The following is a 26,184-nucleotide window of genomic DNA, read 5'->3' as shown; positions in this document are numbered from 1 at the left end:
CCGCCGGTGGCACTCTGGACACATGCCGGAACTGCCCGAGGTAGAAGCGCTGAAGGACTTCCTCACCGAGCACCTGGCCGGGCGCCGGGTGACCCGCGTGCAGCCGCTCGCCATCAGCGTGCTGAAGACCTACGACCCGCCGGTCACCGCCCTGGAGGGCACCCGGATCACGGCCGTGCGCCGGTACGGGAAGTTCCTGGACCTCGAGAGCGACGGCGGCCTGCACCTCGTCACCCACCTGGCCCGCGCGGGCTGGCTGCACTGGCGGGACACCGTGCCGGACACCCCGCCGCGCCCCGGCAAGGGCCCGCTGGCGCTGCGGGTGACGCTGGAGGGCGGCGAGGGCTTCGACCTGACCGAGGCCGGTACGCAGAAGCGGCTCGCGGTGTACGTGGTGAGCGACCCGGCCGAGGTGCCGGGGATCGCCCGACTGGGCCCCGATCCGCTCGCCGACGACTTCGACGAGGAGCGCTTCGCGGGACTGCTCAAGGCCGAGCGGCGCCAGCTCAAGGGCGCGCTGCGGGACCAGTCGCTGATCGCGGGGGTCGGTAACGCCTACAGCGACGAGATCCTGCACGCGGCGAAGATGTCCCCGTTCAAGCTGGCCGCCTCCCTCACCCCCGAGGAGACCACCCGCCTCTACACCGCGCTGCGTACCACCCTCACCGAGGCGGTCGATCGGTCGCGGGGGATCGCGGCGGGGCGGCTGAAGGCGGAGAAGAGGAGCGGCCTGCGCGTCCACGGCCGTACCGGCGAGCCCTGCCCGGTGTGCGGGGACACCATCCGCGAGGTCTCCTTCAGCGACTCCTCGCTCCAGTACTGCCCCACCTGCCAGACCGGCGGCAAACCGCTCGCCGACCGCAGGCTGTCCCGCCTGCTGAAGTGAGCCGCGCCGGTCAGTGCGCGGGGAGGGTCACCAGCCGCTCGCCCTGGTCCGTGCGTACCTCGTAGTGGTCGATGTCGTCCGGTTCGAGCGAGGAGCCGGCCGTGGTCTCGGTGGTGCCCTCGTCGTGCGCGCCGACACTCCAGCCGCCGGCCACCTGCTCCGAGCCGTCCCGGCCGACCACGATCAGCCGGCAGGAGTGCGGACCGGCGCTGTCCCGCACCTCCAGACGCAGCCCGCTGCCCCAGCGCTCGCCCTCGGTGGTGACCCGCGCCCACACGCCGGTGCCCGGATCGGTCGCCGCCGTGACCCGGGACGCGGGCTGCCCGTGCCCGGCGAAGGCCATCACCGCGGGCCCGGCCACCGCGAGCACCACCGAGGCGGCGAGCCCGTAGAGGACTCTTCGCCGCCGGGCGCGGTGGCGTACGGTGATCTCGCCGAGCAGCCGGTCCAGCATCCGGGGGCCGGGCTGGGCCAGCGCGGGCACGAAGGCGGGCGTGGCCTCCCGGTACAGCATCAACTGCCGTGCCGTAGGGCCGAATTCGGTCGCGTCGGTCGCGCACCGGGGGCACTCGGCGAGGTGGTCCTCGAAGCGGAAGGTCTCCGCCTCGTCCAGCACGCCGAGCGCGTACGCGCCGACGGCGCGATGCCTTTCCAGGGACCTCATGCCGAATCCTCGTGCCTATGGGTGCGGGTGGGGTTACGCGGTGCACCCATTGGTACGCACCGGCCGCCGGAATCACTCAAGCCGCACGCAGAATCCCGATGGGGATTCGGAGCGGCCGGGGCCCCGGATTGGTCCGAGTTCCAAGTGGCCGGAAAACGTGCCGGGTTCGGTGTCGGAGACCGGCTCAGAACAGATGGATGGCCAGGTGCCCCAGCGGCAGGCCGAGCCGCCAGGCCGGGGTCCACACCTTCGGCCCGTCGTCCTCGCCCCAGGGCGCGCCGCCGCCCGGCACCGCGTCCAGGTCGGGCGCGAGCAGCTCGGTCTCCTCCAGCCAGCGCCAGGCGTCCCCCGCGAGCGCCAGGTCCGGGTCGGGAGTGCCGGACGCGGCCGCCTGTGCCGTCAGTTCGGCCATCCGGCCGCCGATCCACTCCCGCCACGGCTGGTCGTACGCCGTCAGCGACAGCCAGGTCTCCAACTGCGAGATGACCCGGACCCCGGAGAGTTCCCCCTCGGTGTCGGACAGGAAGACGGTGAGTGCCAGCGCGTCCCGGCCCGCCCGGAACTCGAAGGACGTCGGCGGCATCAGATCGCCGGTGCGCAGCAGTTCGTCGGCGATGTACTCGGCGTACAACCAGGCCATCGGGACGGTGAGTTCACCGCCGCCGGCGCCGCTCGTGCTCTCGTGACCTCTGTGGAGCATCCCTGCCTGCCTTCCTCCGGTGCGTGCGCGTCGCCCGAACCCGGCCCCCCGCCCGGAACACGGATGAGGACAGCTCATGGCCCCGACGGGGGTCACGGCAAGGCGCTTTACCGAGGCTTGACCAGGCGTCCCGTTTCACCGCAGGTCAGTCGCGTATCCCGGAAGAACCTGGCGCAGGGCACGCAGTGCGTAGTACGCGCGGGACTTCACGGTACCGGGTGGAATGCCCAGGATCTCCGCGGCCTCCGCCACGCTGGCCCCGCGGAAATACACGAGTACCAGCACGTCACGGTGGTGCGGAGTGAGTGTCTTCACAGCCTCGCGCACATCGAGGGCGGCGGCGGCCCGCTCGGCGTGGTCGGCGGTGACGCGCGCGTTCTCCGGCACCTCGTCCACCACCTCGGGCGGCCGGGCCCGCCGCGCCCGCCGGGCGTCTATGGCCAGGCGCCGGGCGACGGTCAGCAGCCAGGGGCGGGCCGAGGCGAAGTTCTCGGCGCGCAGCGCCTCGGGGTGCTGCCAGGCCCGTACGAGGGTCTCCTGCACCAGATCCTCGGCGCGCTGCCGGTCCCCGTCGCTCAGCCGCAGCAGCAGCGCGAAGAGGGGCCGCCCGTGCTCCCGCGTCAGCGCGGCGAGTTCATGCTCGGCGGTCGTCGTCCCTGGGGCAGTGGTCCCGGCCGTCATGGCCGTATGGCAGCGCAGCCCGCCCCCCGGCGACACCCCGTGCGCACGCCGGTGCGACGGGCGGTCGCCAGGGCTCGGTGAACGGTCGGACGAACGGTCACCGAGAGGGCCGGGCAGCACCGGATGGGCTAGGGGCTGTTTGCGCGGCGGGCCAGCTTCATACCCATATGCCCGTCAGAGCTTGTCTGTCCATACGACAAGTCCCCTCCGACAACCCTGGGGTGAGTTGATGATCGGACGCAGGCACCAGGTGGCCCTCGCGCTGACCGCCGTGCTCGCGGCGGTGGCCGCCTGCCAGCATCAGGACCGGGCCGGGTCCGGCTCCGGACAGCCCGCGCCGGGCGCCGGGAAGGGCTTCACGCTCGTCGCCGCCGGTGGCGTCCAGCCGTACGCGTCCGCCGCCGAGCGGGCGGGCTTCGACGCCTCCGGCGCCGGGCACGACTTCCGCCCCATGCTCGCGGGGGCCCGCCCGGCCGTCTCCGGCGCCGACCTGGCGCTGTGTCACCTGGAGCCGGTCCAGGGCGCCGACGGCGACCCGGCCGTCACCGCCCTGCCCCCGCTGGCCCAGGGCCTCGCGACCACCGGCTACGACAGTTGCTCCACCGCCTCGCCGCAGGCCGACGGCGCGGGGGTCACCCGCACCCTGAACGCCCTCGACCAGGCCGGCGTACGGCACGCCGGGACCTCCCGCACCGACACCGAGGCCCGCACCGTCACCCTGCTGCGCGCGGGCACCGCCAAGGTCGCCCACCTGTCGTACGCCTACGACACCACCGGGCAGTCCGGGGCGGTGGACCCGGCCGACGCGGCCCGGATCGCCGCCGCCGCGCGGGCCGCCCGGAAGGCGGGCGCCGACGTGGTCGTGCTCTCCGTCAACTGGGGCTCCGCCTGGCAGGACGCCCCCGACACCGGCCAGGTCACCCTCGCCAAGCAGCTCACGGCCGCCAAGACCGCCGGGCGCCCCGACATCGACCTCGTCCTCGGCACCCACGCCCATGTGCCCCAGCCGTACGAGAAGGTCAACGGCACCTGGGTGGTCTACGGCATGGGCGACCAGATCGCGGACGGGGGCGCGGGCTCGGGGGAGTGGCGCGGCAACGAGTCCACCCTCGCCCGCTTCACCTTCGCCCCGCCCGCCAAACCCGGCGCCCGCTGGGAGGTGCGCCGCGCCGAGTTCCTGCCCCAGGTGTACGACCTCGACGCCGGCCGCGCCATCGACGTGAACCGCGCCATCGCCGCGGGCGCCGACCTCGCCGCCACCCGCGACCGGGTACGGAACACCGTACTGAGCCGTGGCGCGGCGAAGGCCGGCCTCACCATGGGGCAGTGATCACTCGGCGGGCGTCCGCCGGGCCAGTACCGAGTGCCGGTAGGAGTAACCGAAGTAGATGACACAGCCGATCACGAACCAGACGGCGAACCGCACCCAGGTCTGCCACTCCAGGAAGGTGACCAGCCAGAGCGAGAACAGCGCGCCGAGCGCCGGCACGAACGGCATCAGCGGGGTACGGAAGCCGCGCGGCAGGTCCGGCTGCCGGTAGCGCAGCACGATCACCGCGACGCACACCACCACGAACGCCAGCAGGATGCCGATGTTGGTCAGCTCGGCCGCCTGGCCGATCGGCACGAACCCGGCGATGGCGGCCGCCCCGACGCCCACGATCCAGGTCACCCGGGTCGGCACGTGCCGGGTGGGGTGCGTCTTGGCGAACCAGCGCGGAAGCAGCCCGTCGCGGGCCATCGAGAACCAGACACGGGTGACGCCCAGCATGAAGGTGAACATCACGGTGAGGATGCCGATGATCGCGCCCACCGCGATCACGTCGGCCAGCCCGCCCAGACCCACCGACTTGAAGGCCGAGGAGAACCCGCTCTCCGGGTCGATGTCCTTGTAGTTCTGCATGCCGGTCAGCACCAGGCAGGCCGCCACGTACAGCACCATGGAGATGATCAGTGAGTAGATGATCGCCTTCGGCATGTGCCGCTGGGCGTCCTTGGACTCCTCGGCCGCCGTCGACATCGCGTCGTAGCCGAACACCGCGAAGAACACGGTGGCCGCGCCGGTGAAGGCGCCGCTGATGCCGAAGGGGAAGAAAGGGTGGTAGTTCGCGGTGTTGATGTGGAAGAAGCCCACCGCGATCACCAGCAGTACCACCAGGACCTTCAGCACCACCACGAACGTCTCGAACCGGGCCGCGCTGCGCATGCCCAGGTTCAGCAGCCAGGCGATCAGCAGACACAGGATCGCCGCGAACAGGTCGACCCGGTGCCCCGTGCCGGTGCCGGGCGCGCCCAGCATCCACGCGGGAAGGTTCGCGCCCGCCTCCTCCACCAGGAAGCTGAAGTAGCCGGAGATGCCGATGGCGACCACCGCCACGATCGCGGTGTACTCCAGCAGCAGGTCCCAGCCGATGAACCAGCCCACGAACTCGCCCAGCACCGCGTACCCGTAGGTGTACGCCGACCCCGCCTTCGGGATCATGCCCGCGAACTCGGCGTACGACAGCGCCGCGCAGGCGCTGGCGAAACCGGCGATCAGGAACGACACCAGCACCGCGGGCCCGGCCGTGCCATTGGCGACCGTGCCGGCGAGCGTGAAGATGCCCGCGCCGATGATGCCGCCCACCCCGATCGCGGTGAGCTGCCACAGGCCGAGCGAACGGTCGAGACCGCCCTCGGCCGCCTCGGACTCCTCGATGTGTTCAATGGGTTTGCGACGGAGAATCCCCTCACCCGAACGGATCTTGGCCACACGCCTCACCTCTTCCCCGACGGCAAACGGCTGACGGCGGATCATGATGGCTCAGGGTCAGCCCGTTCGGAAGGCGCCACGCACGAGGCTCAGGTCGCGGCCCAGCCCGGGACCCAGGTGCCGGAGGCGCGCGGGGCCTCGGACCCGCCCGTCAGATGTGCGCGCAGGGCGGCCAGGGCCGGGTGGGCGTTGGCCCGGTCCCAGATCAGGGAGTGCGGATAGACCGGTGTCGGCCCGCTGACCGGAATCCGCCGCAGATCGTGCCCGGCGGGCCACGCGAGCCGGGGATGCTCGCCCATGAAGGTCGCCAGCTCCGGTGACTTCGCGATCCGGTCCAGCATCGCGGCGCTGCCGAAGTTGGGGCCGGCCGAGTCGATGGTGAGCCCGAACTCCGCCGCCAGCGAGGCGTAGTACGCGGCCCACTCGACGCCCTCCACGATGCTAGGCATCCAGATCCGGTGCCCGGCCAGTTCGGCGGGGGTCACCGAGTCCGCGTCGGCGAGGGCGTGCCCCGGCCCGGTGAGCAGATGCAGCGGCTCGTCCAGCACGTGGGCGCTCGCCAGGCTCTCGGGCAGCCGCCGCCCCGGCATGCCGACCGCGCGGAAGGTCGCGTCGACCCGGCCCGCCTGCACGGCGGCGACGGCGGTGTCCGCGTCGAACAGCGTGACCACGTCCAGCTCCACCCCCGGATGCGCCTCGTGGAAGCCGCGCAGCAGGACGGCCGGGGCGACCCGGGGGCCGATCACGTCCACCCGGAGCGCCCTGCGGCCGGGCCGGACCGAGGCGGCCGCCCGCTCCTCGGCCAGCAGCAGCGCCCGCGCGTGCGGCAGGAACGCCCGCCCGTCCAGCGTCGGCTCGGCGCCCCGCGCGGTCCGGGTGAACAGCCGCACCCCGAGGTCTCGCTCCAGCGCCGCGATCCGCTTGGAGACGGCCTGCTGGGTGACGGCGAGCACGGCGGCCGCCTCCTGGAACTGCCCCGCGTCCGCCACGGCGACGAAGGTGCGTACGGCCTTGAGATCCATGGCCGACAGGGTAGCCGCACAACCGTTGGTTGTGCCGAGGGAGGGTTTGGTTGTTTGCTCCCGTCGTCACCCGGCCGATTTCATGACTTAGGTCAACGGGAGGTTGTGCATGAGGCTGGGATCGCGGTTCGGGTGGCTGTGGGCGGCGTACGCCGTGAGCGCGGCCGGTACCTGGCTGGCGTTCGACGCCTTCGCGCTGATCGCGCTCCTCGTGCTGCACGCGGGCCCCGCCCAGGTGGCTCTGCTGGCGTCCGCCGGACCGGCGGTGGGCGCGGTGCTCGCGGTGCCGCTCGGGCCCTGGATGGAGTTCCGCCGCAAGCGCCCCGTCATGATCATGGCGGACCTGGTCCGGTGCGCCGCCCTGCTCGCCGTCCCCGCCGCCCATTTCCTCGGAGTGCTCGGCTTCGGCCAACTGCTGCTCGTCTCCATGGTCGTGGCGGCCGCCGACCTCACCTTCACCGCGGCCTCCGGCGCCCACCTCAAGAGCCTCGTACCGCGTGCCGGGCTGCTCACCGCCACCAGCAGGTTCGAGTCCACCACCTGGACCGCCACCGTGCTCGGACCCCCGCTCGGCGGCGCCGCCCTCGGCCTGTTCGGGCCGGTGGTGACGGTCGCCGCCAACGCCCTCAGCTTCCTGCTGTCCGCGCTCGGCATCCGCGCCATCAAGGGCACTGAGACCGCCCCGGCACGGCCGCCCCGCGACCCCGCACGCCCACCCGCCTCCGACCTCCTCGACGGCTGGCGGCATTTGCTCACCAGCCCCGAGCTGCGCCCGCTGTTCCTCAACACCGTCCTGGTGAACGGCCTGATCATGGCCCAGGCCCCGCCGCTGGCCGTCCTGATGCTCGGCCCGCTCGGCTTCGCGCCCTGGCAGTACGGCCTCGCCTTCGCCGTGCCCTGCCTCGGCGGACTGCTCGGCTCCCGGCTCGCCCGCCCGCTCGCCGCCCGGTACGGCAGGCGCCGCGTGCTGCTCACCTCGGGCGTACTGCGGGCCTGGTGGCCGGTGGGGCTGGCCCTCGTCCGGCCCGGCGTGCCCGGCCTGGTGCTCGTCATGGCGGTCGAGCTGGGTCTGATCACCTGCGCGGGCGTGTTCAACCCGGTGCTCGCCGCCGAGCGGCTGGAGCGCACCCCGGACGACCGGGTGGCCCGTACGCTCTCCGCCTGGTCGGTCTCCACCAAGACCGGTACGGCCGCGCTGACCGCGCTGTGGGGGCTGCTGGCCTCGCTCACCGGCCCGCGCACCGCCATCGCCGCGGCCGGGGTGCTGCTCCTGGCGACCGCGCCGATGCTGCGCTCCTTGGCTACGGGACGACCGTCACCGGCCAGCGCCCAGCCTTCACCAGCCGGACCGCCACCGACCCGATGATCCGGTGCCCGGCCTGCTCCGAGGCGCCCACCACCACCGCGTCCGCCTTCAGCTCGTCGGCCGCCTGCACCAGGCCGTTGAACGGATCGCCGCGGAAGGTGTGGAACTCCCAGCGCACCTCGAATATCCCCTTCACCCGCTCCGCCGCCTCTCTGATCTGCGCGATCAGGTCCTCGGCGATCTCGTCGGTGGCCTGCGCCACCGGCACCCCGAGCGCAGCCCCGGCCGCCAGCACCGGCTGCACGTACACCACCGCCAGCAGCGCCCTCTGCCTTCGGGCCAGACCGCCCGCGTAGGCGGCCGCCCGGAGCGAGGAGTCGGAGCCGTCCACGCCGACGACGATGACCTTGGGACCGTCCGTACCCCGCTCGAACCGGTGCCGCTCGTGCTCTGCCTGCTGTTCCGTCACGGCGGTGAGGCTATCGGAAGCCGCCGTTCCGTCCAGTGGACGGGCGGGAGTGCCGTCCGGATCGCGTCGCCACTCGGCCAACCGGGTGGATCGGACCCGCCGCACCGGTGTCGGTGCGGTGCGGCGCGGGGCCGGCGGGCGACTGATGGTTCATGGAGAAGGATCAGTTGTTCACACGGCGCCGGATGCTCCTCGGCTCCGCCGCCGTCCTCAGCGCCGCGGGCGTCGGGGGAGCCCTCATGTCGGGCGGCGGCGACCGGGCCGCCCGCACCACCGCCGGCCTCGCCGGGCCCCAGGCCCGCCAGGCCCTCAAGCCCTCCGCGTTCCGCCTCCAGCCCCTCATCGGCTCCGGCACCCCGCACACCGCCCCCGGCAAGCTGAAGGTGCGTCACCAGCCCATCCTGCGCCTCACCGGCAAGGGGCGGAACATGATGCTCACCTTCGACGACGGCCCCCACCCCGACTACACCCCGCACATCCTGGACACCCTCGCCAAGTACGACGTACGCGCGATGTTCTTCGTGTGCGGGGAGATGGCCGTCGACAACAAGGAACTCCTGGCCCGGATGGCCGAGGAGGGACATGTGGTCGGCAACCACACCTGGACCCACCCGCTGCTCACCGAGATGGCCCGGGGCGACATCCGCGACGAGATCGAGCGCACCAGCGACGTCATCGAGGACGCCTACGGGGAGCGCCCGCAGTGGTTCCGCGCCCCCTACGGTGCCTGGAACCGGGCCACCTTCCAGCTCGGCGCCGAGATGGGCATGGAGCCGATGGCCTGGACCGTCGACACCACCGACTGGATGACCCCCGGCACCGGCACCGTCGTCAAGCGGGTGGAGCGCGGAGCCGCCCCCGGCGTCGTCATCCTCTCCCACGACGCCGGGGGCGACCGGACGCAGAGCGTCCGCGCGATCCGCGAGTACCTGCCCTATCTGCTCGACCACGGCTACCACCTCACCGTCCCGCCCCGCCGCATGACCTGAGACGCGGTACGCCCCCTGGTCGCGGTGGCTCAGGCCCCCGTGACCAGGCGGGCGAAGACGACCACGTTGCCGTCGTAGCCGTTCTGCTTGGAGAAGCCGCCGCCACAGGTGATCACCCGCAGCTCCGGGGTGCCCTTGGAGCCGTAGACGCGGTCGCCGGGGAACTTGCTCTTCTCGAAGACCTCCACCCCGTACACCTCGAACACCGCGGTCCGGCCGTCCTGCCGGGCCACCTCGATCCGGTCGCCCTTCTTCAGCGCACCGAGCCCGTAGAAGACGGCCGGCCCCTGGGTGTTGTCGACATGGCCGACGATCACCGAGGTGCCCTTCTCGCCGGGGGAGACCGCGCCGGTGAACCAGCCCGCCAGGTTGGGGTCCTCGGGCGGGGGCGCGCCGACCCAGCCCTCCGCGTCGAGGCCCACCGGGGTCACCGGGGCGTCGACCTGGATCGCCGGGATACGGACCCGGTCCGCGGGCGAGAACGACAGGCCGACGGGGGCCGACACGGGCGCGGTGGCGCTCGGCGAGGACCGTACGTCGGAGGCCGGGGCGGCGGCCGCGGCGGGCTGCGGCGGGCCCACGTCGAACTCGCCGGACCCGTTCCGGATCAGCGCCACACCGGTCAGCAGCACGAGCGCCAGCACGCCCCAGGGGGCGCGTCTCCTGCGCCGCTCCTCCCGTTCGCTCCACTCCGCCAGATCGGACGCAGACATTCGCCATCCCCTCTCGACGCGGCTGTCACCACGTCCGTCGCGCATGGGAAAACGCTAAGTCCCGCGCGGGCGGGCGGCGACGGGGCTGCGGGCGAACGGGTGGCCGCCCGGCATTCCGGTGCGCCATCCGAGTTGCAGAGCGGAGAATATTTCTGACGGGCCGTGACCTGCGGCGATAACCAATTGTGTGGTTGTCGGACGGAAGGGGTCCTCACCAGGATGGAGCATTCTCGACATGCGGGCGTGTTCCTTGCGCCTGAGGGTTTTGTCGGGAGGTGCTTTCTCGCCGATCGCCCGGGGACCGGCCCCGGCGTGCCTCTCGCGGAGGAACACATGCGTAACCAGCGTGCCCTGGCGGCCACGTGCGCCGCGATCGCCGTTCTCGGTCTCGCCGCCCCCGTCGCCGTCGCGGACGGCATGGGCAACGGGAACGGCACCAGCACCGTCACGGGCGTCATCCCGAACACCGGCGTCTTCAACGGGAACGGCAACTTCAACGGCAACTTCAACAACGGCAACGGGAACTTCGGGAACGGGAACGGCAACGGCAACTTCAACGGAAACGGCAACTTCAACAACAACGGGAACTTCGGGAACGGGAACGGCAACCGGGGCAACGGCAATTTCGGGAACGGGAACGGTCACGGCAACGAGAACTTCGGGAACGGCAACGGCCGGGGCAACGACAACTTCGGGAACGGCAACGGTCACGGCAACGAGAACTTCGGGAACGGCAACGGCCGGGGCAACGACAACTTCGGGAACGGCAACGGTCACGGCAACGAAAACTTCGGGAACGGCAACGGCCGGGGCAACGACAACTTCGGGAACGGCAACGGCAACGGGAACTTCAACGGCAACGGCAACTTTGGAAACGGCAACGGCGGTCACGGCGGCGGCAACAACGACGGCAACCTCCGCAACATCGTCGCCACCCCCAGCGTGCTCCCCGCCGGCGGCCGGCTGACCATCACCGTCGAGGGCTGCCGCGGCGGCACCGTCTCCTCGCGCGCCTTCCGCTCCGTCCGGCTGAACTCGAACGGCAACAACAACTCCCGCGTCGTCGTCACCATCGACCGCAACGCCCGCCCCGGCCGCTACGACATCACCGTCGACTGCGGCGGCCGTACCCTGACCCGTCCGAACGCCTTCACCGTGATCGGCGGTGTCAACGGCGGCCTCGGCGGCAGCATCACCAGCGGCGCGAGCCCCGCGGACGTGGCCATCGGCGGCGGACTCGTCGCCTCCGCCGCGCTCGGCGGCGGTGCCGTCTGGCTGCGCCGGCGCAACGAGAAGCGCGCCTGAGCCCCGCCCGCGTCCTCGCCGGCGCGGGACACGCCTCCACGGGCCCTCGCCCCACCCCTCGCCGGGCGGGACGAGGGCCTCGGGCATGCTCTAGGCGTGCGGGAACAGGGTGAGGAACGGCTCCGCCGTCACCGCGATGCCCCGGCTGAAGGGGGCGTCGAAGTCCCAGATCAGGAACAGCATGAACGCGATGGTGGCCGAGAACAGCCCGGCGAGGACCAGTTCCCGCGCGGTGCGCCGGATCTGGAGGGCGAACACCATGCCCACCGTGATCACCGCGCCGGCCAGCAGCCCCCACCACACCACGGGCGGCATGGTCGCGCCGGTGGAGTCGGCGCGCGCGTTGCGCGCCTGGTCGGCCGCGGCCACCTGGTCCACCAGCGGCTGGTACGCCTGCGCCTCGAAGTCGTTGCGCGGCTGGTAGTCCGTCACGTCCTGCCGCACCCGGTCCAGCAGCCGCGCCCCCTGCGCGGTGACCTCTCCCTTGTCCGTCATCGACTTCCACTCGGTGTCCACGACGTACGAGACATACGCGTCGACGTCCGCGCGGACCTGGTCACGCACGTCCGCCGGGTACACCCGGACGCGCTCGAAGACCTCGTGGAGTGCCTGCGCCTCGGCCTGGACGGTGTCCCCGGCCGCGCTGCGCGCCTCCCAGACGCCCGCGATGGCCAGGCCCAGCACGATGGCGTACACCACCCCGATCCACATGGTCATGTACTCGATGACGTCGGGCGTCTCGCTGGGGTCCTCGTCCTCCGGGGCCCGCCGGTGCCGGACCAGGGTGATGAGCACGACCACGGCACAGGCGCCCAGCATGGCCAGGACGAGAACGAGCCAATCCGACAACGGATACCTCCAGGGGTGGGTGCGGCCGCGTCACCGCGGGCGCAGCGCCGCGACGGCGACGATCGCGGGGATGGTGACGAGCAGGACGTAGCGGACCGGCGAGGTGTGGGAGCGGGCGATGTGCCGGGTGGGACGGGCGTGGTACGCCGGGAAGCTCACCGGGGTCACGGTCGGCCGGGGGGCGGGCTTCGGCGGTTTCGGTGCCGGCCGGGGTGGCGCGGGTGCGGGTGCCGGGGCGGGCGGGAGCGGTGGTGTCGGGGCCGGGCGCGGTGCCGGTGGGGGCGGCGTCGGCCGGACGGGGGGCTTGGGGGCGGGCGGCGTCGGTCGCGGCTGCGGCTTCGGTGGCTGTGGCTTCGGCGGCGGGGGAGGAGCGGGGGTCGGTGTGGGAGTCGGCGTCGGTGTCGGGGTGGGCGTAGGCGGCGGCGGGGGTGTCGGGGTGGGCGTAGGGGTTGGGGCAGGGGTCGGCGTGGGCGTCGGCGGGCACGGCGGCGGGGGTGGCGGATGACAGGGCGGGGGGCCCGGGTGGTGGCTTCCTGCCACCGCCACGGCCACCGTTCCGTCCGGGCCCGTGGAGGCGTAGGCGCAGGCGTCGGCCGACGCCGTGCCGACCGGGCAGCCGACCATGCTCCATACCACCGCGAGCAGCGCCAACGCCCTGGTGGCGACCGCGCATCGGGTTGCTTGGGGACCTTGCACGAGCGAGATCATGCGGGCCGCGCGCCGCCCCCGTGACCATTCGTACGGCGATTGGTCCGAAGGAGGGACAACGCGCCCCACCTGGTTTGACGCGCCGAGCAACCTGGCTGTGGCGATGGGTACACCCGTACGCACCGCCACCCCCTCGGCGCACCGCGTCGAATCCGCCGAAAGTTTTTCGCCGCCCCGTTGAACGCTCCGCCCCCCGCGCCCCGTACCCATGGCCGTGCGGTGCCTCAGTGGCGTCGCAACAAACTGGTGAAAATGGGGAGTTGAGGATGAAGACCTCCTGGCGGACCGCCGCACTGGTGGCCACGGCCGCTTCGGTGCTGGCGCTGACGACGGCGTGCGGTCAGGACAACGTCACGCCTCCGGCGGCGGCGGCCCAGAACGTGGGAGCGTCGGCCAGCGCCGCCGGTATCGGCACCGGACTCGGCTCGGGCAACGGCTACGGCGCCGACGGTGCCCAGAGCAGCGCCTCCCCGACCCCCGCCGCCCCCGCGGGCAAGCTGACGGTGGCCACCAACCCGCAGCTCGGCAACGTGCTCACCGACGGGTCCGGCCTCACCCTGTACCGCTTCGACAAGGACACGGCCGAGCCGCCGAAGACCAATTGCGACGGCGACTGCGCCACCACCTGGCCCCCGGTCCCCGCCGACGACGCCAACGCCGGTGCCGGTATCGACAAGGCCATGCTCGGCGAGGTCACCCGCGCCGACGGCACCAAGCAGCTCACCATCGGGGGCTGGCCCGCGTACCGCTACGCCAAGGACCTCAACTCCGGCGACGTCAACGGCCAGGGTGTGGGCGGCAAGTGGTTCGCGCTCGCCCCCAACGGCAAGAAGGCGTCGCTGGCCTCGCTGCCCGGCCTCTCCGTCCGCAAGGACCCCAAGCTCGGTGACATCGTCGTCGACAAGAACGGCCGCACGGTCTACCGCTTCCTCAAGGACAAGGCGTGGCCCAAGTCCGTCTCCAACTGCACCGGGGCGTGCCTGGAGAAGTGGCCGGCGGTCGCGCCGGTGAGCGCCGACGACACCCAGGGCGTGAAGAAGAAGGGCCTGATGCCCTTCACCCGCCCCGACGGCGTGAAGCAGATGTCGGTCAACTGCTGGCCCATCTACACCTTCACCGGCGACAAGGCGCCCGGTGACACCAACGGCCAGGGTGTGGGCGGCACTTGGTACGCCGTCTCACCCGAGGGCAAGCCGATCGGCGCGCCCGCCCAGTAGCGGTCACCGCCCGGCGCAGGGCCCGTACCGTCCGTGTCACGCGGAGGGGACGGGCCCTCCCGTATGCCTCCGGGCGGTCACCCAGCGGGGTCGGACGGGTACTTCCCGCAGGCGGTGACCGGGAACGGATGGTCAATTTCCGTTTCGGGTCGCCCCTTTGGCGGGCGATCAGTAGCCTCAGCTCGAACACCGGCTCGCCCGTCCCTGTCGCCTACGCCTTGGAGTGATACATGGAGCGCCCCGCCTGGGCCCCCCGGAGCATCGACATCTCGGTGCCGAGCGTCTCGCGCATGTACGACTACTACCTGGGCGGATCGCACAACTTCGAGGTCGACCGGGAAGCGGCCCGCAAGGCGATGGAGTTCCTCCCCGGCCTGCCCAAGATCATGCAGGCCAACCGGGCGTTCCTGCGCCGGGCCGTGCGCTTCGCCGCCGAGCAGGGCATCGACCAGTACCTCGACGTCGGCTCGGGCATCCCCACCTTCGGCAACGTCCACGAGATAGCCCAGGCCGCCCGGCCCGGCGCCCGGGTCGTCTACGTCGACCACGATCCCGTCGCCGTCGCGCACAGCCAGGCGGTGCTCGCGGGCAACGAGGACGCCGGTGTCGTCGCCGCCGATCTGCGCAAGCCGCGGGAGATCCTCACCAGCCCCGAGGTGGCCCGCCTGATCGACCTCGACCGGCCGGCGGCCCTGCTGCTCGTGGCCGTCCTGCACTTCCTGGAGGACGCCGACGAACCCCACCGCGCGGTGGCCGAACTGCGCGCCGCGCTCGCGCCGGGCAGCCTGCTGATCCTCACCCACGCCTCCTTCGAGGGCATCCCGCTGCCCGAGGAGCGCGCCGAGGGCGCGGTGGACGTGTACCGGGACATCCGCAATCCGCTGGTGATGCGGTCGCGGGACGAGATCGCCCGCTTCTTCGACGGCTTCGAGCTGCTCGACCCCGGACTGGTCCATCTCCCGGACTGGCGCCCGGAGTCCGCACCGGAGGACGAGGACGACTTCGCGTTCGCCGGGTTCGCCGGCGTGGGGCGTACGGCGTGAGCGCGGAGCCGGACGGCCCGGAGGGCAGAGTGCGGCGGCTGACGACGATCTGGAGCCGGGCCGTCTACCCCGTCACCTCCACGTCGCTCACCCGCGCCGAGTTCGAGGAGCGGCTGCTCCCCCTCGCCCACCGCCTCAGCCGGGCGCTCAGGGCCAGAAGCTTCGACGCCGGGGAGGCGAGGGCAGTCGGTGCCGCGCTTGTCGAGGCGCACGGCACCGACCCCGAGGTGCTCGCCCGCACCCTGGACTGCGTCGACGCCTACCTCGTCCTGTACTGCGGTGACGACAGCCCGCAGGACCAACTCCGCATGCGTTCCTCGCGGTTGCAGCACGCCATGGCCGCCGGGTACGCCCAGGCGCTGCGCGAGCGCACCCGCGCCGAGCAGGAGTCCATCGCACAGGCCGCGCTCCGCGCCCAGGGCGTGGTCGCCGAGGCCCTGCACGCCAGCGAGGCCCGCTTCCGCGCGGTGTTCGAGGGCGCGGCGATCGGCATCGGCATCGCGGATCTCGACGGCAACGTCCTCCAGGTCAACGGCGCCCTCCAGCGCATGTTCGGCATCTCCGAGGCCACGATGCGCGGCCGGAAGGTCCGGGACTGGACCCACCCCGAGGACGCGCCCCAGACCTGGCGGCTGTACGAGGAACTCGTCCGCGGCGAACGCGACCACTACCACGTGGAGAAGGCGTTCAACCGGACCGACGGCACCGCCCTGTGGACCAACCTCACGGTCTCCTTGCTCCGCGACGCCGACGGCACCCCGCAGTACCAACTGGCGCTGATGGAGGACACCACCGAGCGTCGGCTGCTCCACCTCCGGCTGCGCTACGAGGCCACGCACGACGCCCTCACCGGGCTGCCCAACCGGACCCTGTTCTTCGAGCGGCTGGAGAAGGCGCTCGCGGCGGGTGAGGGGCAGCGCTTCGGCCTGTGCTACCTCGACCTCGACGGCTTCAAGGCGATCAACGACAGCCTCGGCCACGCGGCCGGCGACCGGCTGCTGGTGGAGGTCGCTGACCGGCTCCAGTCCTGCACCACCGCGGCCGGTGAGATGGTCGCGCGGCTGGGCGGCGACGAGTTCGTGGCCCTCACCACCGGCCGCGACACCGAGCGCGGGGTGGAGGAGCTGGCGGAACGCATCACCAACGCCCTGCTCACCCCGATCGGCATCGACGGCCGCGACCTCCTGGTGCGCGGCAGCCTCGGCATCGTGGAGGGCCCGGCGGGCGAGCGTACGGCGGCGGAGGTGCTGCGCAGCGCCGACATCACGATGTACCGGGCCAAGTCGGCGGGCGGCAACCGGGCCGAGCTGGCCGACCCGGAGGCGGACGCCCGCGCGATCACCCGTCACGGGCTCACCACCGCGCTGCCGAGCGCGCTGGAACGCGGCGAGTTCTTCATCGAGTACCAGCCGCTGGTCCACCTCGGCGACGGCACCGTGAGCGGCGCGGAGGCCCTGGTCCGCTGGCTGCACCCGCAGCACGGGGTGCTCGGCCCGGACCGCTTCATCCCGCTCGCCGAGCACACCGGGCTGATCGTCCCGCTGGGCCGGTGGGTCCTTGAGGAATCGATCCGGCAGGCCCGTGCCTGGCGGGAGAAACAGGACGGGAACACGGCGAGCCCGCTGCGGATCAACGTCAACCTCTCCCCCTGCCAGCTCACCCACCCCGGCCTGGTGCAGGACACCGTCGACATCCTGGAGCGGGCCGGGGTCACCCCGGACGCGCTGTGCCTGGAGGTCACCGAGTCCGCGCTGATCGGCGCCGACGACGGCCTGCTGAAGCCGCTGCGTCGGCTGGCCGAGATGGGCGTCGACATAGCCCTGGACGACTTCGGCACCGGCTACTCCAACCTCGCCAACCTCCGCCGCCTCCCGGTCAGCGTCCTCAAACTGGACCGCTCCTTCACCCAGGGCATGCAGCGGTACCCGGCCGACCCGGTCGACCTCAAGATCGTGGAGGGCATCGTCTCCCTCGCCCACAGCCTCGATCTCGCGGTCACCGTCGAGGGCGTGGAAACCAGCGCCCAGGCGGAACAACTCCGCCTCCTCGGCTGCGACACGGCCCAGGGCTGGTACTACGCCCGCCCGGGCCCACCGGAACAGCTCCACTCGCTGGCTCTGGCGGACGCGACGGGCTGAGCGGTCGTGGAGCCGGAAGGGCCACCCGGCTCCACGACCGGCCGGAACGTCAGCTCGGGGTGTGGATCGAGAAGACCACGCGCTTGCCCGCAGTGCTGTTCGCCCGCTCGTTGAGGCCCCACAGCCTCCCCGCCAGTGGGGACCACGACAGGTTCTGGGTCAGCGGCGGCGCCTCCGTAAGCACATGCGGCGCCTCGCCGGGCTTCGCCCGGTGGACGCAGTACGGGACGTCGGCATTGGTGCCGCCCGCGTAATCGGGGCACTCGCCGCTGAAGTAGTAGTAGGTGCCGTCCGTCGCGGCGCCCTGCACCTTCCAGACCGGCACCCGGTAGGCGGCGGTGGCCGTCACGGTGCCCGTGCTGTTGTCGGCCGTGTCCGTCTCCAGCAGCCCGTTGGAGGAGAGCGGCCAGCGGACGACCGGGCGGCCGCCGGTGGCGTTGAACTCGGAGGTGACCAGGCCGTCCGCACCGGTGCGGTCCAGGCTCAGCGAGGTCAGGCAGGGGTTGGTGTCCGTGCACGCGTCGCCCGGCCGGCCGTTGTCGTACATGCCGATCATGGGCAGCGCGTAGTTGAAGTACCGCGCGGAGGACGCGCCGTCCTGGATGCCGACCGACGCCGAGGTGTTGCCGCTCATCTTCCACAGGTGCCGCAGGTCGTAGACCTGGATCTGGTGGCCGGTCGCCAGGAACAGCTTGTTGCCGTACCAGGAGATGCCGTCCGCGTGTCCGCCGGGGGCGGGGGACGCCGGGGAGGTGGGGTTGCCGACCGCCCGGAAGTTCGCCGAACCGCCGCTGCCGTACGGGTCGACCAGCATGATGTGGTTGTACGTGGTGGGGGCGCCGGGGCTGTTGTCCACCACTGTGATGCGGGCGAAGGTGTTGTCCGAGAAGTGCCAGGAGGCGATGTAGACGTAGTGGCCGCGCCAGGTGCCGGCCGGCGAGGCGTCGTGGGAACCGGTGAGGCCCTGGGGCGTCCAGTCGGCGGAGGTGTCGTCGCCGTTGTCCCAGCAGAAGCCGTCGGGGGAGTAGGACGAGTTCAGGTTGGTCGGGTGGCACAGGCCCCGGCTGCCCGTATGTCCGCTGCCGGTCAGTAGCGGGCCCAGCGCGTCCTGGTCCGGGTCGTAGTAGCTGGTGACGGCGCCGCCCGCCTCGATGGCGTCGATGGCGGTCCAGCGGCTCTGGAAGTCACCCGCCGTCAGCTTCATAACCGACGCGTTCATGGGGGCCAACGGTGTGGCGGCGGCGGCCGGTTGGGGGTTGGTGAGGAGCAGGGCCAGGGCCCCGCACACGGAGGCGCAGGCCAGGGAGGTTCTGCCGGACCATATCCGGCGCAGCCTTCTCAGAAGCAACATCGGCCGAGTTTAACGGCGTTGGTCACCGCTCCAGCAGCATCCGCTGGAGCTCCCGAGCCCCCCGAGGCGGTGCCACATCGCTGCGGTGGGCCAGGGCGATGGTCCGGGACAGGCCGGGCCGGGCCAGCGGGGTGACCCGGAGGCCCCGGCCCGCGCGGGTCGCCACCATGCGGGGTACGACGGCGACACCGAGACCGGCGCGTACGAAGCCGAGGACCGCGTCCATTTCGCCGCCCTCTACGGCGAACTCGGGCTCGAACCCGGCGGAGCGGCAGGCGTTCACGGTCAGTTCGCGGAGGTCGTAGCCGTAGCGGAACATCACCAGGCGCTCGTTCTCCAGGTCGGCGATCTCCACGGAGCGCCGGCCGCCGCCGGGGGCGGGGGCCTCGGGGGAGGACACCACCACCAAGTCCTCCCGCAGCAGCTCCACCGTTGTCAGCGCGGGCGCCGGCGCGGGCAGGGGGAGGACGACCAGTGCCAGGTCGAGGGCGCCGCGGGCCAGCTCGCGGACCAGGTCCCGCGAGCCGCTCTCCTGGACCAGGAGCTGGATGCCCGGATAGCGGTCGTGGAAGGCGCGCAGCACGTCCGGCAGCAGGCCCGTACAGAGACTCGGGGTGGCGCCGAGGCGGACCCGGCCGCGCCGGAGCTGGACCAGTTCCTGCACCTCGTGCCGGGCGGTGTCCGCGTCCGCGAGGATGCGGCGGGCCAGCGGGAGCAGCGCCTCGCCCGCGTCGGTCAGCGCGATGTTGCCCCGCGCCCGGACGAACAGATCCGCGCCCAGCTCCCGCTCAAGCGCCCGGATCTGCTGGGAGAGCGAGGGCTGCGCGACATGGACCCGCTCGGCGGCACGGGTGAAGTGCCGGGTCTCGGCCACGGCCACGAAGTACTGGAGCTGCTGGAACTGCACTCCTCCAGCATAGCGAGAGGCTATGGAAACCAGCCGAACCATGTCTTGGACCGATCGGCCCGCCGGTCGTAACGTCCTGTCCATGGCTCTGGCAACGCGGACGGACCGACGGCCGTCGATGGCGCGCACGGTCTGGGACAGCTCCGTCGGCAAGAAGACCGTGATGGCCGTCAGCGGCATCGTGATGCTGCTGTACCTGGTCGCGCACATGATCGGGAACCTGAAGATCTACTTCGGGGCCGGCGAGTTCAACAGCTACGCCCACTGGCTGCGCACGGTCGGCGAGCCGTTCATGCACTACGAGTGGACGCTCTGGCTCATCCGGGTCGTCCTGGTCGTGGCCGTGGTCGCCCACGCCACCGCCGCCTACCAGCTCAGTCGCCGTGACATCAAGGCCCGGCCCAGCAAGTACGTGCACAAGAAGGCGCGCACCAGCTACGCCACCCGGACCATGCGCTGGGGCGGGATCATCCTCGGCCTCTTCATCGTCTGGCACCTCCTGGACCTGACCACCGGCACCGCACACCCCGGCGGCTTCCAGGAGGGCCACCCGTACCAGAACGTGGTGGACACGTTCTCCACCTGGTACGGCAACGTCGTCTACATCGTGGCGATGCTCGCCCTCGGCCTGCACATCCGGCACGGCTTCTGGAGCGCCGCCCAGACCCTCGGCGCCGGCGGCCGGACCCGCGACCGGGTCCTGAAGGCCGCCGCCAACGTCCTCGCGCTGCTGCTCACGGCCGGTTTCATCGCCGTACCCGTGGGCGTCATGACCGGAGTGGTGAGCTGACCATGACCTACACCGACTACACGACCGGCGACCCGGTCGCCGACACCAAGGCCCCTTCCGGCCCGGTCCACGAGCGCTGGGACACCCGCCGCTTCGAGGCCAAGCTGGTCAACCCGGCCAACCGGCGCAAGCACACCGTCATCGTCGTCGGCACCGGTCTCGCGGGCGGCTCCGCGGGCGCCACGCTCGCCGAACAGGGCTACCACGTCGTCCAGTTCTGCTACCAGGACTCACCGCGCCGCGCCCACTCCATCGCGGCGCAGGGCGGCATCAACGCGGCGAAGAACTACCGCAACGACGGCGACTCCGTGCACCGGCTGTTCTACGACACCGTCAAGGGCGGCGACTTCCGCGCCCGCGAGTCCAACGTGCACCGCCTCGCGCAGATCTCCGTCGAGATCATCGACCAGTGCGTGGCCCAGGGCGTGCCCTTCGCCCGTGAGTACGGCGGTCTGCTGGACACCCGCTCCTTCGGCGGCGTCCAGGTGTCCCGCACCTTCTACGCCCGTGGCCAGACCGGTCAGCAGTTGCTCCTCGGCGCCTACCAGGCGCTGTCCCGGCAGATCGCGGCGGGGACCGTGGAGATGCACCCGCGTACCGAGATGCTCGACCTGATCGTGGTCGACGGCCGGGCGCGCGGCATCGTCGCCCGCGATCTGATCACCGGGAAGATCGACACCTACTTCGCGGACGCCGTGGTCCTGGCGAGCGGCGGCTACGGCAACGTCTTCTACCTGTCGACCAACGCCATGAACTCCAACGCGACCGCCATCTGGCGGGCGCACCGGCGCGGCGCGCTGTTCGCCAACCCCTGCTTCACCCAGATCCACCCCACCTGCATCCCGCGCACCGGCGACCACCAGTCCAAGCTGACGCTGATGAGCGAGTCGCTGCGCAACGACGGCCGTATCTGGGTGCCCAAGGCGAAGGGCGACACCCGTCCGCCGAAGGAGATCCCCGAGGACGAGCGGGACTACTACCTGGAGCGGATCTACCCCTCCTTCGGCAACCTGGTCCCGCGCGACATCGCCTCCCGCGCCGCCAAGAACGTCTGCGACGAAGGACGCGGTGTCGGTCCCGGCGGCCAGGGCGTCTACCTGGACTTCGCCGACGCCGTCGCCCGCATGGGCCGCAAGGCGGTCGAGGCGAAGTACGGCAACCTCTTCGACATGTACCAGCGGATCACCGACGAGGACCCGTACGAGGTGCCGATGCGGATCTACCCCGCCGTGCACTACACGATGGGCGGTCTCTGGGTCGACTACGACCTCCAGACCACCGTCCCCGGTCTCTTCGCCATCGGTGAGGCCAACTTCTCCGACCACGGCGCCAACCGGCTCGGCGCGTCCGCGCTGATGCAGGGCCTGGCCGACGGCTACTTCGTACTGCCGGCCACTCTCAACGACTACCTGGCCCGCCACCCGCACCAGGAGCCGCTGACCGACGAACGCCCCGAGGTGCAGGAGGTGCTGGCCGAGACCGAGGACCGGGTCAACCTGCTCCTCGCCGTCGACGGCGACCGCACCCCCGACTCCTTCCACCGTGAACTCGGCGAGCTGATGTGGGAGTTCTGCGGCATGGCCCGCAACGCCGAGGGCCTGCGCAAGGCGCTCGCCGAAATCCCCCGCATCCGCGAGGAGTTCTGGCGCCGGATCAAGGTGCCCGGCACCGGCGAGGAGTTCAACCAGTCGCTGGAGAAGGCGAACCGCATCGTCGACTACCTCGAACTGGCCGAGCTGATGTGTCTCGACGCCCTGCACCGCGCCGAGTCCTGCGGCGGCCACTTCCGCGAGGAGTCCCAGACGCCGGACGGCGAAGCGGCCCGTCGCGACGACGAGTTCGGCTACGCGGCCGCCTGGGAGTTCACCGCCACCGGCGAGGCCCCCGTCCTGCACAAGGAAGACCTGGTCTTCGAGTACGTCCACCCCACCCAGCGGAGCTACGCATGAGGCTCACCCTGCGCGTCTGGCGCCAGCGGAACGCCGACACCGACGGCGCCATGTCCACCTACGAGGTGGACAGCATCTCGCCCGACATGTCCTTCCTGGAGATGCTGGACGTCCTGAACGAACGGCTCATCCTGGAGGGCGAGGACCCCGTCGCCTTCGACCACGACTGCCGCGAGGGCATCTGCGGCGCGTGCAGCCTCGTCATCAACGGCGACGCCCACGGCCCCGAGCGCACCACCACCTGCCAGTTGCACATGCGGTCCTTCAAGGACGGCGACACCATCGACATCGAGCCCTGGCGGGCCGCCGCCTTCCCGGTCATCAAGGACCTGGTGGTGGACCGGTCCGCCTTCGACCGGATCATCCAGGCCGGCGGCTATGTCACCGCCCCCACGGGCGCCGCCCCGGAGGCCCACGCGACACCGGTGCCGAAGCCCGACGCCGACTTCGCCTTCGAGCACGCGGAGTGCATCGGTTGCGGGGCCTGCGTGGCCGCCTGCCCCAACGGTGCCGCGATGCTCTTCACCTCGGCCAAGGTCAACCACCTGAACGTCCTCCCGCAGGGCGCGCCCGAGCGGGAGACCCGGGTGCTGGACATGGTGGCCCAGATGGACGCGGAGGGCTTCGGCGGCTGCACCCTGGCCGGTGAATGCGCCACCGCCTGCCCCAAGGGCATCCCGCTCTTCTCCATCACCGGCATGAACAAGGAGTGGCTGCGCGCGACCCGCAAGGCGGGCAAGCGCTAGGGACACAGCAGACGTTCGCCGAAGGGGGCGGACGGGCGGGGCCGGGAGTGGTGCTCATCCCCGGCCCCGTCTGGTGTATCCGCCGGGGGGTCAGATGCGGCGGACCGTGTGCAGGGACGTGGCGTAGGTGCCGGTGCCGTCCAGGAGGGAGGCGCCGCCCAGGTCGGACATGGTGGGACCGTCGACCGTCTTCCGGCTGGACAGGAACCGGCGCTTGCCGTCGGCGTCCAGGCCGAGGTAGATCCCGACATGGTCCACGGTGACCGTCGGGTGGTCGTCGCCGGAGTCGGCGTTGAACAGCACCAGGTCACCGGGCTGGAGCAGCGCGGCGGCGGGCGGCGCGGTGCCGTCCGTCCGGTCGACGACGACACCCGGCGCGTAGTCGACGATGTCACGCGACTTGCGCGGTATCCGCGCCCCCGAGGTGTCCGCGCCGGCCGCCAGCGGTACGCCCATGTGGTAGCCGTACACCATCCGCGTGTAGCCGGAGCAGTCGAGGTTGCCGACCTGCTTGCTGGACGGGCCGGTGTAGGCGCCGTCGGGGAAGGTCCAGCCCACGTTCATGTACTCGTGGAAGTCGGCGCCCTCGTAGCGGTAGCCCTGCGGGTCCAGATAGCCGTAACCGGCCTCGCCCAGCACCTGCTTGCCCCGCGCGGGGCCGTCCCCGGCGGTGACCGCCGGGGCGCCGCCGAGGAACATCGCGGCGTACGCGAGCACGTCCGGCGCGGTCGACCCGGCCCAGTCGCGCACCGTGCGCTCCAGGTCGGCCGTCCAGGTGCCGTCGAAGGGCTCCGGCAGCACGCGCACCCAGTCGCCGTGGGTGACGGTCGGCGGGATGTCCCAGTTCGCCGCGTCGACCTCGAAGCGGCTCACCTGGAGTCTGACCGGCAGGTTCGTGCAGCCCTGGTTGGCGAGCGCCCGCAGGCCCACCCGGCCCGCGCCGAAGGCCGCGTCCGTGACGTCCACCGCCCAGCCGGACGGCTCGGCCGTGCTCGTACGCCATGCCTTGACCCTGATCCGGCTGCCCTCCCGGCGCACCCGGATCGTCCAGTCGGTGCCCGCCGGGACGCCGGTGGCGAGGGTGGCGGCCGTGGCGAGCTGGGTGACCGTGTCGGCGACCTCCTTCTCGACGCGCAGCTCCACCGCGCCGCTGGTCAGGAAGGAGAGCCGGGCCCGGTAGTTGTTGTGGGTGTCCTGGTAGCCGAAGGAGAGCGCGTAGGAGCACGCCTGGCCGGTGGGCACCTTGTCGAAGCGGGCGGTGGCGCGCACGTCCACGTCGGTGATCCGGTCGTCCCGCAACGTCGCGTGGCGGCTGGCGTAGTCCGTGGTCAGCGCGATGACACCGGTGCCGGGCACTACCGAGTAGTCGGTGTCGGCCGGGCCGAGCGTGGACCAGCTTCCGCCGCCCGGCGAGGTCCCCCAGTACGAGCGGTCGGCGGCCGGGAGCGAGGTGTCCGGCAGGGTGCGCCCGAAGTCGTCCACGAAGGGCCGCTTGTTCTCGGCGAAGGTTCTTCGCGGGCCCGGCACCAGCACGGTCCGCGCGCCCCGGGTGAGCAGGGCGACCCGTCTGCCGCCGCTGGTTATCTCGGTCCGGGCCGGGGTGCCCGGCAGCACGGTGGCGGTGAGCGGCGCGGCGAGGGTCACCTGGGAGAAGTAGGAGGCGTCCAGCGGCGGCAGGGTCACCGAGGAGCGTGCCGAGGTCAGTCCGGCCGGGGCGGGCAGCGGGTCCACGGGGGCCGGGAGGGCGTCGGCCCGCGCGGGGGTGGTGGTCAGGGCACCCAGCGGCAGGGAGGCGGCGGTGACGGCGAAGGCGGCCAGCAGGCCGCGGCGTGAAGTGTGGATCATGCGACGCATGATCCCGCATCCGGGCGCGCACGCGACCGCGTCCGGCTCGGATCTGCTCCGAACCGGACGCGGACGTACGCCTGGTGGGAGTTCCGCCCGGCATCGCGCCGTGCGGGCCGCCCGCGCGGGTCCTAGGAATGCGGCGGGTTGTCGCGGTGCTGCTGGGAGCCGAACTGGTCCCTCAGCTTGTCCTGAGCGGTGTCGACCTGGGACTGGTGCTTGTTGCCGGTCCGCTGGTCGAGGTAGTCGCCACCCCTGTCGATGCCCTTGTCGGTCATGTCTTCGTGACCCTTGAGCATTCCCTTGATCTTGTCCATAAAGGACATGGCAGCCCTCCTGGTCGCTTGAGGCTTCCCCTCCCAGGGTCACCGGCCCGGCCCGGCTTCGCATCTTGAGCGCCGGGCGGGAGTCACGCCCGTCCTACAGTGGGCCTGTGGCACACAGCATCGAACGCCCGGTGACCGTCTTCGACCTCGACAACACCCTTGCGGAGACCGCGCACCGGCAGCACTTCCTGGAGCAGCGCCCGCGGGACTGGGACGGCTTCTTCGCCGCCGCGCCCCTCGACCCGCCGCTCGTCGAAGGCGTGGCGATGGCCCGGACCGCCGCCCGCACCTGCGACATCGTGTACCTCACCGGCCGCCCCGAGCGGTGCCGCCGGGACACCCTCGACTGGCTCGCCCTCCACCAACTCCCCGAGGGCGAGCTGCACATGCGGCCCAGCCAGGACCGCAGGCCCGCCCGGACCACCAAGCTGGAGATCCTGCGCAGGCTCGCGCGCCGTCGTGAGGTGCTGGTCGTGGTGGACGACGACGAGCTGGTCTGCGACGCGGCCGAGCGGGCCGGCTTCGCCGTCGTACGGGCCCGCTGGGCCGCGTCCTCGGCCGCGCTGGAGGAGGCCCAGGAGCAGGAGGGCCGGACCTGAGCCGGCGGTGCCGGTCAGACGTCTTCCAGGCGGAAGCCCACCTTCAGGCACACCTGGTACTTCTCGATCCGCCCGTTCTCGATCTGCCCCCGGACCTGGGTGACCTCGAACCAGTCCAGGTTGCGCAGGGTCTGGTCGGCGCGGCCGATGGCGTTGCGAATGGCCTGGTCGACACCGTCGTTGGAGGTGCCGACGATCTCGCTGACCCGGTAGGTGTGGTTCGACATGG

26 protein-coding genes are annotated in these 26,184 nt (G+C 71.9%); 12 read left to right on the top strand and 14 right to left on the bottom strand.

What is annotated here, in order from left to right; translation table 11 throughout:
* Nucleotides 1-22: 22 nt before the first annotated feature.
* Nucleotides 23-886 carry an Fpg/Nei family DNA glycosylase gene (locus tag OG448_RS03340; RefSeq protein ID WP_405551427.1) on the top strand — a complete coding sequence of 288 codons (864 nt, stop codon included), beginning with the start codon at nucleotides 23-25 and terminating at the stop codon, nucleotides 884-886.
* 10 nt (nucleotides 887-896) lie between these two features.
* Here the strand turns inward: OG448_RS03340 and OG448_RS03335 are convergent, their stop codons facing one another.
* The 3 genes from OG448_RS03335 to OG448_RS03325 form a co-directional block, all read right to left on the bottom strand.
* Entirely contained in the window at nucleotides 897-1,550 is a 654-nt protein-coding gene (locus OG448_RS03335) for a zf-HC2 domain-containing protein (RefSeq protein WP_405551426.1), read from the bottom strand.
* Nucleotides 1,551-1,734: 184 nt separating this feature from the next.
* Entirely contained in the window at nucleotides 1,735-2,250 is a 516-nt protein-coding gene (locus OG448_RS03330) for a hypothetical protein (RefSeq protein WP_405551425.1), read from the bottom strand.
* Between the two features lie 135 nt (nucleotides 2,251-2,385).
* Nucleotides 2,386-2,931 carry a sigma-70 family RNA polymerase sigma factor gene (locus OG448_RS03325; RefSeq protein ID WP_135793016.1) on the bottom strand — a complete coding sequence of 182 codons (546 nt, stop codon included), beginning with the start codon at nucleotides 2,929-2,931 and terminating at the stop codon, nucleotides 2,386-2,388.
* 229 nt (nucleotides 2,932-3,160) lie between these two features.
* On the opposite strand from OG448_RS03325, the gene OG448_RS03320 reads away from it, so the two are divergent.
* A complete protein-coding gene (locus tag OG448_RS03320) occupies nucleotides 3,161-4,261 on the top strand; it encodes a CapA family protein (protein ID WP_405551424.1) in 1,101 nt (366 codons plus the stop codon).
* Here OG448_RS03320 and OG448_RS03315 read toward each other — a convergent pair whose 3' ends face one another.
* The gene (locus OG448_RS03315) at nucleotides 4,262-5,683 is read right to left on the bottom strand and encodes an APC family permease (protein WP_405551423.1); all 1,422 of its coding nucleotides are present in this window, start codon (nucleotides 5,681-5,683) and stop codon (nucleotides 4,262-4,264) included.
* Nucleotides 5,684-5,772: 89 nt separating this feature from the next.
* On the bottom strand, nucleotides 5,773-6,705 hold the full coding sequence (locus OG448_RS03310; protein WP_405551422.1) for a LysR family transcriptional regulator: 933 nt from the start codon (nucleotides 6,703-6,705) through the stop codon (nucleotides 5,773-5,775).
* A 109-nt stretch (nucleotides 6,706-6,814) separates the two neighbouring features.
* Between OG448_RS03310 and OG448_RS03305 the strand changes: the two genes are divergently transcribed.
* Complete coding sequence (locus tag OG448_RS03305; RefSeq protein ID WP_405551421.1) at nucleotides 6,815-8,071, top strand: MFS transporter; 1,257 nt, start codon at nucleotides 6,815-6,817, stop codon at nucleotides 8,069-8,071.
* Here the strand turns inward: OG448_RS03305 and OG448_RS03300 are convergent.
* The gene (locus tag OG448_RS03300) at nucleotides 8,007-8,480 is read right to left on the bottom strand and encodes a universal stress protein (RefSeq protein WP_161200614.1); all 474 of its coding nucleotides are present in this window, start codon (nucleotides 8,478-8,480) and stop codon (nucleotides 8,007-8,009) included. The two genes, OG448_RS03305 and OG448_RS03300, sit on opposite strands and share 65 nt — an antisense overlap.
* A 152-nt stretch (nucleotides 8,481-8,632) precedes the next feature.
* Between OG448_RS03300 and OG448_RS03295 the strand changes: the two genes are divergently transcribed.
* A complete protein-coding gene (locus OG448_RS03295; protein ID WP_405551420.1) occupies nucleotides 8,633-9,469 on the top strand; it encodes a polysaccharide deacetylase family protein in 837 nt (278 codons plus the stop codon).
* A gap of 29 nt (nucleotides 9,470-9,498) precedes the next feature.
* On the opposite strand, the gene OG448_RS03290 is transcribed toward OG448_RS03295, so the two are convergent.
* A complete protein-coding gene (locus tag OG448_RS03290; protein ID WP_405551419.1) occupies nucleotides 9,499-10,182 on the bottom strand; it encodes a class F sortase in 684 nt (227 codons plus the stop codon).
* 333 nt (nucleotides 10,183-10,515) lie between these two features.
* On the opposite strand from OG448_RS03290, the gene OG448_RS03285 reads away from it, so the two are divergent.
* Nucleotides 10,516-11,487 carry a hypothetical protein gene (locus tag OG448_RS03285; protein WP_405551418.1) on the top strand — a complete coding sequence of 324 codons (972 nt, stop codon included), beginning with the start codon at nucleotides 10,516-10,518 and terminating at the stop codon, nucleotides 11,485-11,487.
* Nucleotides 11,488-11,577: 90 nt separating this feature from the next.
* On the opposite strand, the gene OG448_RS03280 is transcribed toward OG448_RS03285, so the two are convergent.
* Nucleotides 11,578-12,336, bottom strand: a complete 759-nt coding sequence (locus tag OG448_RS03280) for a DUF4239 domain-containing protein (protein WP_405551417.1) — start codon at nucleotides 12,334-12,336, stop codon at nucleotides 11,578-11,580.
* Between the two features lie 30 nt (nucleotides 12,337-12,366).
* Complete coding sequence (locus OG448_RS03275; RefSeq protein ID WP_405551416.1) at nucleotides 12,367-12,495, bottom strand: hypothetical protein; 129 nt, start codon at nucleotides 12,493-12,495, stop codon at nucleotides 12,367-12,369.
* A gap of 815 nt (nucleotides 12,496-13,310) precedes the next feature.
* Here OG448_RS03275 and OG448_RS03270 point away from each other — a divergent pair.
* The 3 genes from OG448_RS03270 to OG448_RS03260 all read left to right on the top strand — a co-directional run bounded on the left by OG448_RS03270 (nucleotide 13,311) and on the right by OG448_RS03260 (nucleotide 17,442).
* A complete protein-coding gene (locus OG448_RS03270; RefSeq protein WP_405551415.1) occupies nucleotides 13,311-14,261 on the top strand; it encodes an SCO0930 family lipoprotein in 951 nt (316 codons plus the stop codon).
* A gap of 230 nt (nucleotides 14,262-14,491) precedes the next feature.
* Nucleotides 14,492-15,304 (top strand): SAM-dependent methyltransferase, encoded by an 813-nt coding sequence (locus tag OG448_RS03265; protein WP_405551414.1) that lies wholly within the window; start codon nucleotides 14,492-14,494, stop codon nucleotides 15,302-15,304.
* On the top strand, nucleotides 15,301-17,442 hold the full coding sequence (locus OG448_RS03260) for a putative bifunctional diguanylate cyclase/phosphodiesterase (protein WP_405551413.1): 2,142 nt from the start codon (nucleotides 15,301-15,303) through the stop codon (nucleotides 17,440-17,442). The genes OG448_RS03265 and OG448_RS03260 overlap by 4 nt, the downstream gene beginning before the upstream one ends.
* 49 nt (nucleotides 17,443-17,491) lie before the next feature.
* On the opposite strand, the gene OG448_RS03255 is transcribed toward OG448_RS03260, so the two are convergent.
* On the bottom strand, nucleotides 17,492-18,661 hold the full coding sequence (locus OG448_RS03255) for a hypothetical protein (RefSeq protein WP_405551412.1): 1,170 nt from the start codon (nucleotides 18,659-18,661) through the stop codon (nucleotides 17,492-17,494).
* A gap of 154 nt (nucleotides 18,662-18,815) precedes the next feature.
* A complete protein-coding gene (locus tag OG448_RS03250) occupies nucleotides 18,816-19,700 on the bottom strand; it encodes a LysR substrate-binding domain-containing protein (protein ID WP_391293957.1) in 885 nt (294 codons plus the stop codon).
* Between the two features lie 118 nt (nucleotides 19,701-19,818).
* Between OG448_RS03250 and OG448_RS03245 the strand changes: the two genes are divergently transcribed.
* The 3 genes from OG448_RS03245 to OG448_RS03235 are packed head-to-tail and all read left to right on the top strand — an operon-like array spanning nucleotide 19,819 to nucleotide 23,185.
* Nucleotides 19,819-20,490 carry a succinate dehydrogenase gene (locus OG448_RS03245; RefSeq protein ID WP_405558653.1) on the top strand — a complete coding sequence of 224 codons (672 nt, stop codon included), beginning with the start codon at nucleotides 19,819-19,821 and terminating at the stop codon, nucleotides 20,488-20,490.
* Nucleotides 20,491-20,492: 2 nt separating this feature from the next.
* Nucleotides 20,493-22,439, top strand: coding sequence for a fumarate reductase/succinate dehydrogenase flavoprotein subunit (locus OG448_RS03240; protein WP_405551411.1), 1,947 nt, complete (start codon nucleotides 20,493-20,495; stop codon nucleotides 22,437-22,439).
* Complete coding sequence (locus OG448_RS03235; protein WP_405551410.1) at nucleotides 22,436-23,185, top strand: succinate dehydrogenase/fumarate reductase iron-sulfur subunit; 750 nt, start codon at nucleotides 22,436-22,438, stop codon at nucleotides 23,183-23,185. Before OG448_RS03240 ends, OG448_RS03235 begins: the two co-directional genes overlap by 4 nt.
* 90 nt (nucleotides 23,186-23,275) lie before the next feature.
* Here OG448_RS03235 and OG448_RS03230 read toward each other — a convergent pair whose 3' ends face one another.
* The gene (locus tag OG448_RS03230) at nucleotides 23,276-25,030 is read right to left on the bottom strand and encodes an NlpC/P60 family protein (protein WP_405551409.1); all 1,755 of its coding nucleotides are present in this window, start codon (nucleotides 25,028-25,030) and stop codon (nucleotides 23,276-23,278) included.
* A 131-nt stretch (nucleotides 25,031-25,161) separates the two neighbouring features.
* Nucleotides 25,162-25,356, bottom strand: coding sequence for an Rv0909 family putative TA system antitoxin (locus OG448_RS03225; protein WP_391293965.1), 195 nt, complete (start codon nucleotides 25,354-25,356; stop codon nucleotides 25,162-25,164).
* Nucleotides 25,357-25,463: 107 nt separating this feature from the next.
* Here OG448_RS03225 and OG448_RS03220 point away from each other — a divergent pair, with 107 nt between their 5' ends.
* Nucleotides 25,464-25,955, top strand: a complete 492-nt coding sequence (locus OG448_RS03220; protein WP_405551408.1) for a hypothetical protein — start codon at nucleotides 25,464-25,466, stop codon at nucleotides 25,953-25,955.
* A 14-nt stretch (nucleotides 25,956-25,969) separates the two neighbouring features.
* On the opposite strand, the gene OG448_RS03215 is transcribed toward OG448_RS03220, so the two are convergent.
* On the bottom strand, nucleotides 25,970-26,182 hold the full coding sequence (locus OG448_RS03215) for a dodecin (protein ID WP_030817079.1): 213 nt from the start codon (nucleotides 26,180-26,182) through the stop codon (nucleotides 25,970-25,972).
* Nucleotides 26,183-26,184 lie beyond the last annotated feature (2 nt).

The sequence above is a fragment of the Streptomyces sp. NBC_01171 genome (assembly GCF_045039805.1).
In the GTDB taxonomy this organism is placed as follows: Bacteria; Actinomycetota; Actinomycetes; order Streptomycetales; family Streptomycetaceae; genus Streptomyces.
This window is presented reverse-complemented; position numbering and strand designations above follow the sequence as displayed.

Coding starts and splice junctions, on each gene's coding strand:
- OG448_RS03215 (WP_030817079.1), bottom strand. CDS start 26,182: ATGTCGAACCACACCTACCGGGTCAGCGAGATCGTCGGCACCTCCAAC.
- OG448_RS03335 (WP_405551426.1), bottom strand. CDS start 1,550: ATGAGGTCCCTGGAAAGGCATCGCGCCGTCGGCGCGTACGCGCTCGGC.
- OG448_RS03325 (WP_135793016.1), bottom strand. CDS start 2,931: ATGACGGCCGGGACCACTGCCCCAGGGACGACGACCGCCGAGCATGAA.
- OG448_RS03340 (WP_405551427.1), top strand. CDS start 23: ATGCCGGAACTGCCCGAGGTAGAAGCGCTGAAGGACTTCCTCACCGAG.
- OG448_RS03235 (WP_405551410.1), top strand. CDS start 22,436: ATGAGGCTCACCCTGCGCGTCTGGCGCCAGCGGAACGCCGACACCGAC.
- OG448_RS03270 (WP_405551415.1), top strand. CDS start 13,311: ATGAAGACCTCCTGGCGGACCGCCGCACTGGTGGCCACGGCCGCTTCG.
- OG448_RS03240 (WP_405551411.1), top strand. CDS start 20,493: ATGACCTACACCGACTACACGACCGGCGACCCGGTCGCCGACACCAAG.
- OG448_RS03230 (WP_405551409.1), bottom strand. CDS start 25,030: ATGATCCACACTTCACGCCGCGGCCTGCTGGCCGCCTTCGCCGTCACC.
- OG448_RS03320 (WP_405551424.1), top strand. CDS start 3,161: ATGATCGGACGCAGGCACCAGGTGGCCCTCGCGCTGACCGCCGTGCTC.
- OG448_RS03255 (WP_405551412.1), bottom strand. CDS start 18,661: ATGAACGCGTCGGTTATGAAGCTGACGGCGGGTGACTTCCAGAGCCGC.
- OG448_RS03295 (WP_405551420.1), top strand. CDS start 8,633: ATGGAGAAGGATCAGTTGTTCACACGGCGCCGGATGCTCCTCGGCTCC.
- OG448_RS03310 (WP_405551422.1), bottom strand. CDS start 6,705: ATGGATCTCAAGGCCGTACGCACCTTCGTCGCCGTGGCGGACGCGGGG.
- OG448_RS03265 (WP_405551414.1), top strand. CDS start 14,492: ATGGAGCGCCCCGCCTGGGCCCCCCGGAGCATCGACATCTCGGTGCCG.
- OG448_RS03285 (WP_405551418.1), top strand. CDS start 10,516: ATGCGTAACCAGCGTGCCCTGGCGGCCACGTGCGCCGCGATCGCCGTT.
- OG448_RS03245 (WP_405558653.1), top strand. CDS start 19,819: ATGGCGCGCACGGTCTGGGACAGCTCCGTCGGCAAGAAGACCGTGATG.
- OG448_RS03225 (WP_391293965.1), bottom strand. CDS start 25,356: ATGTCCTTTATGGACAAGATCAAGGGAATGCTCAAGGGTCACGAAGAC.
- OG448_RS03290 (WP_405551419.1), bottom strand. CDS start 10,182: ATGTCTGCGTCCGATCTGGCGGAGTGGAGCGAACGGGAGGAGCGGCGC.
- OG448_RS03330 (WP_405551425.1), bottom strand. CDS start 2,250: ATGCTCCACAGAGGTCACGAGAGCACGAGCGGCGCCGGCGGCGGTGAA.
- OG448_RS03305 (WP_405551421.1), top strand. CDS start 6,815: ATGAGGCTGGGATCGCGGTTCGGGTGGCTGTGGGCGGCGTACGCCGTG.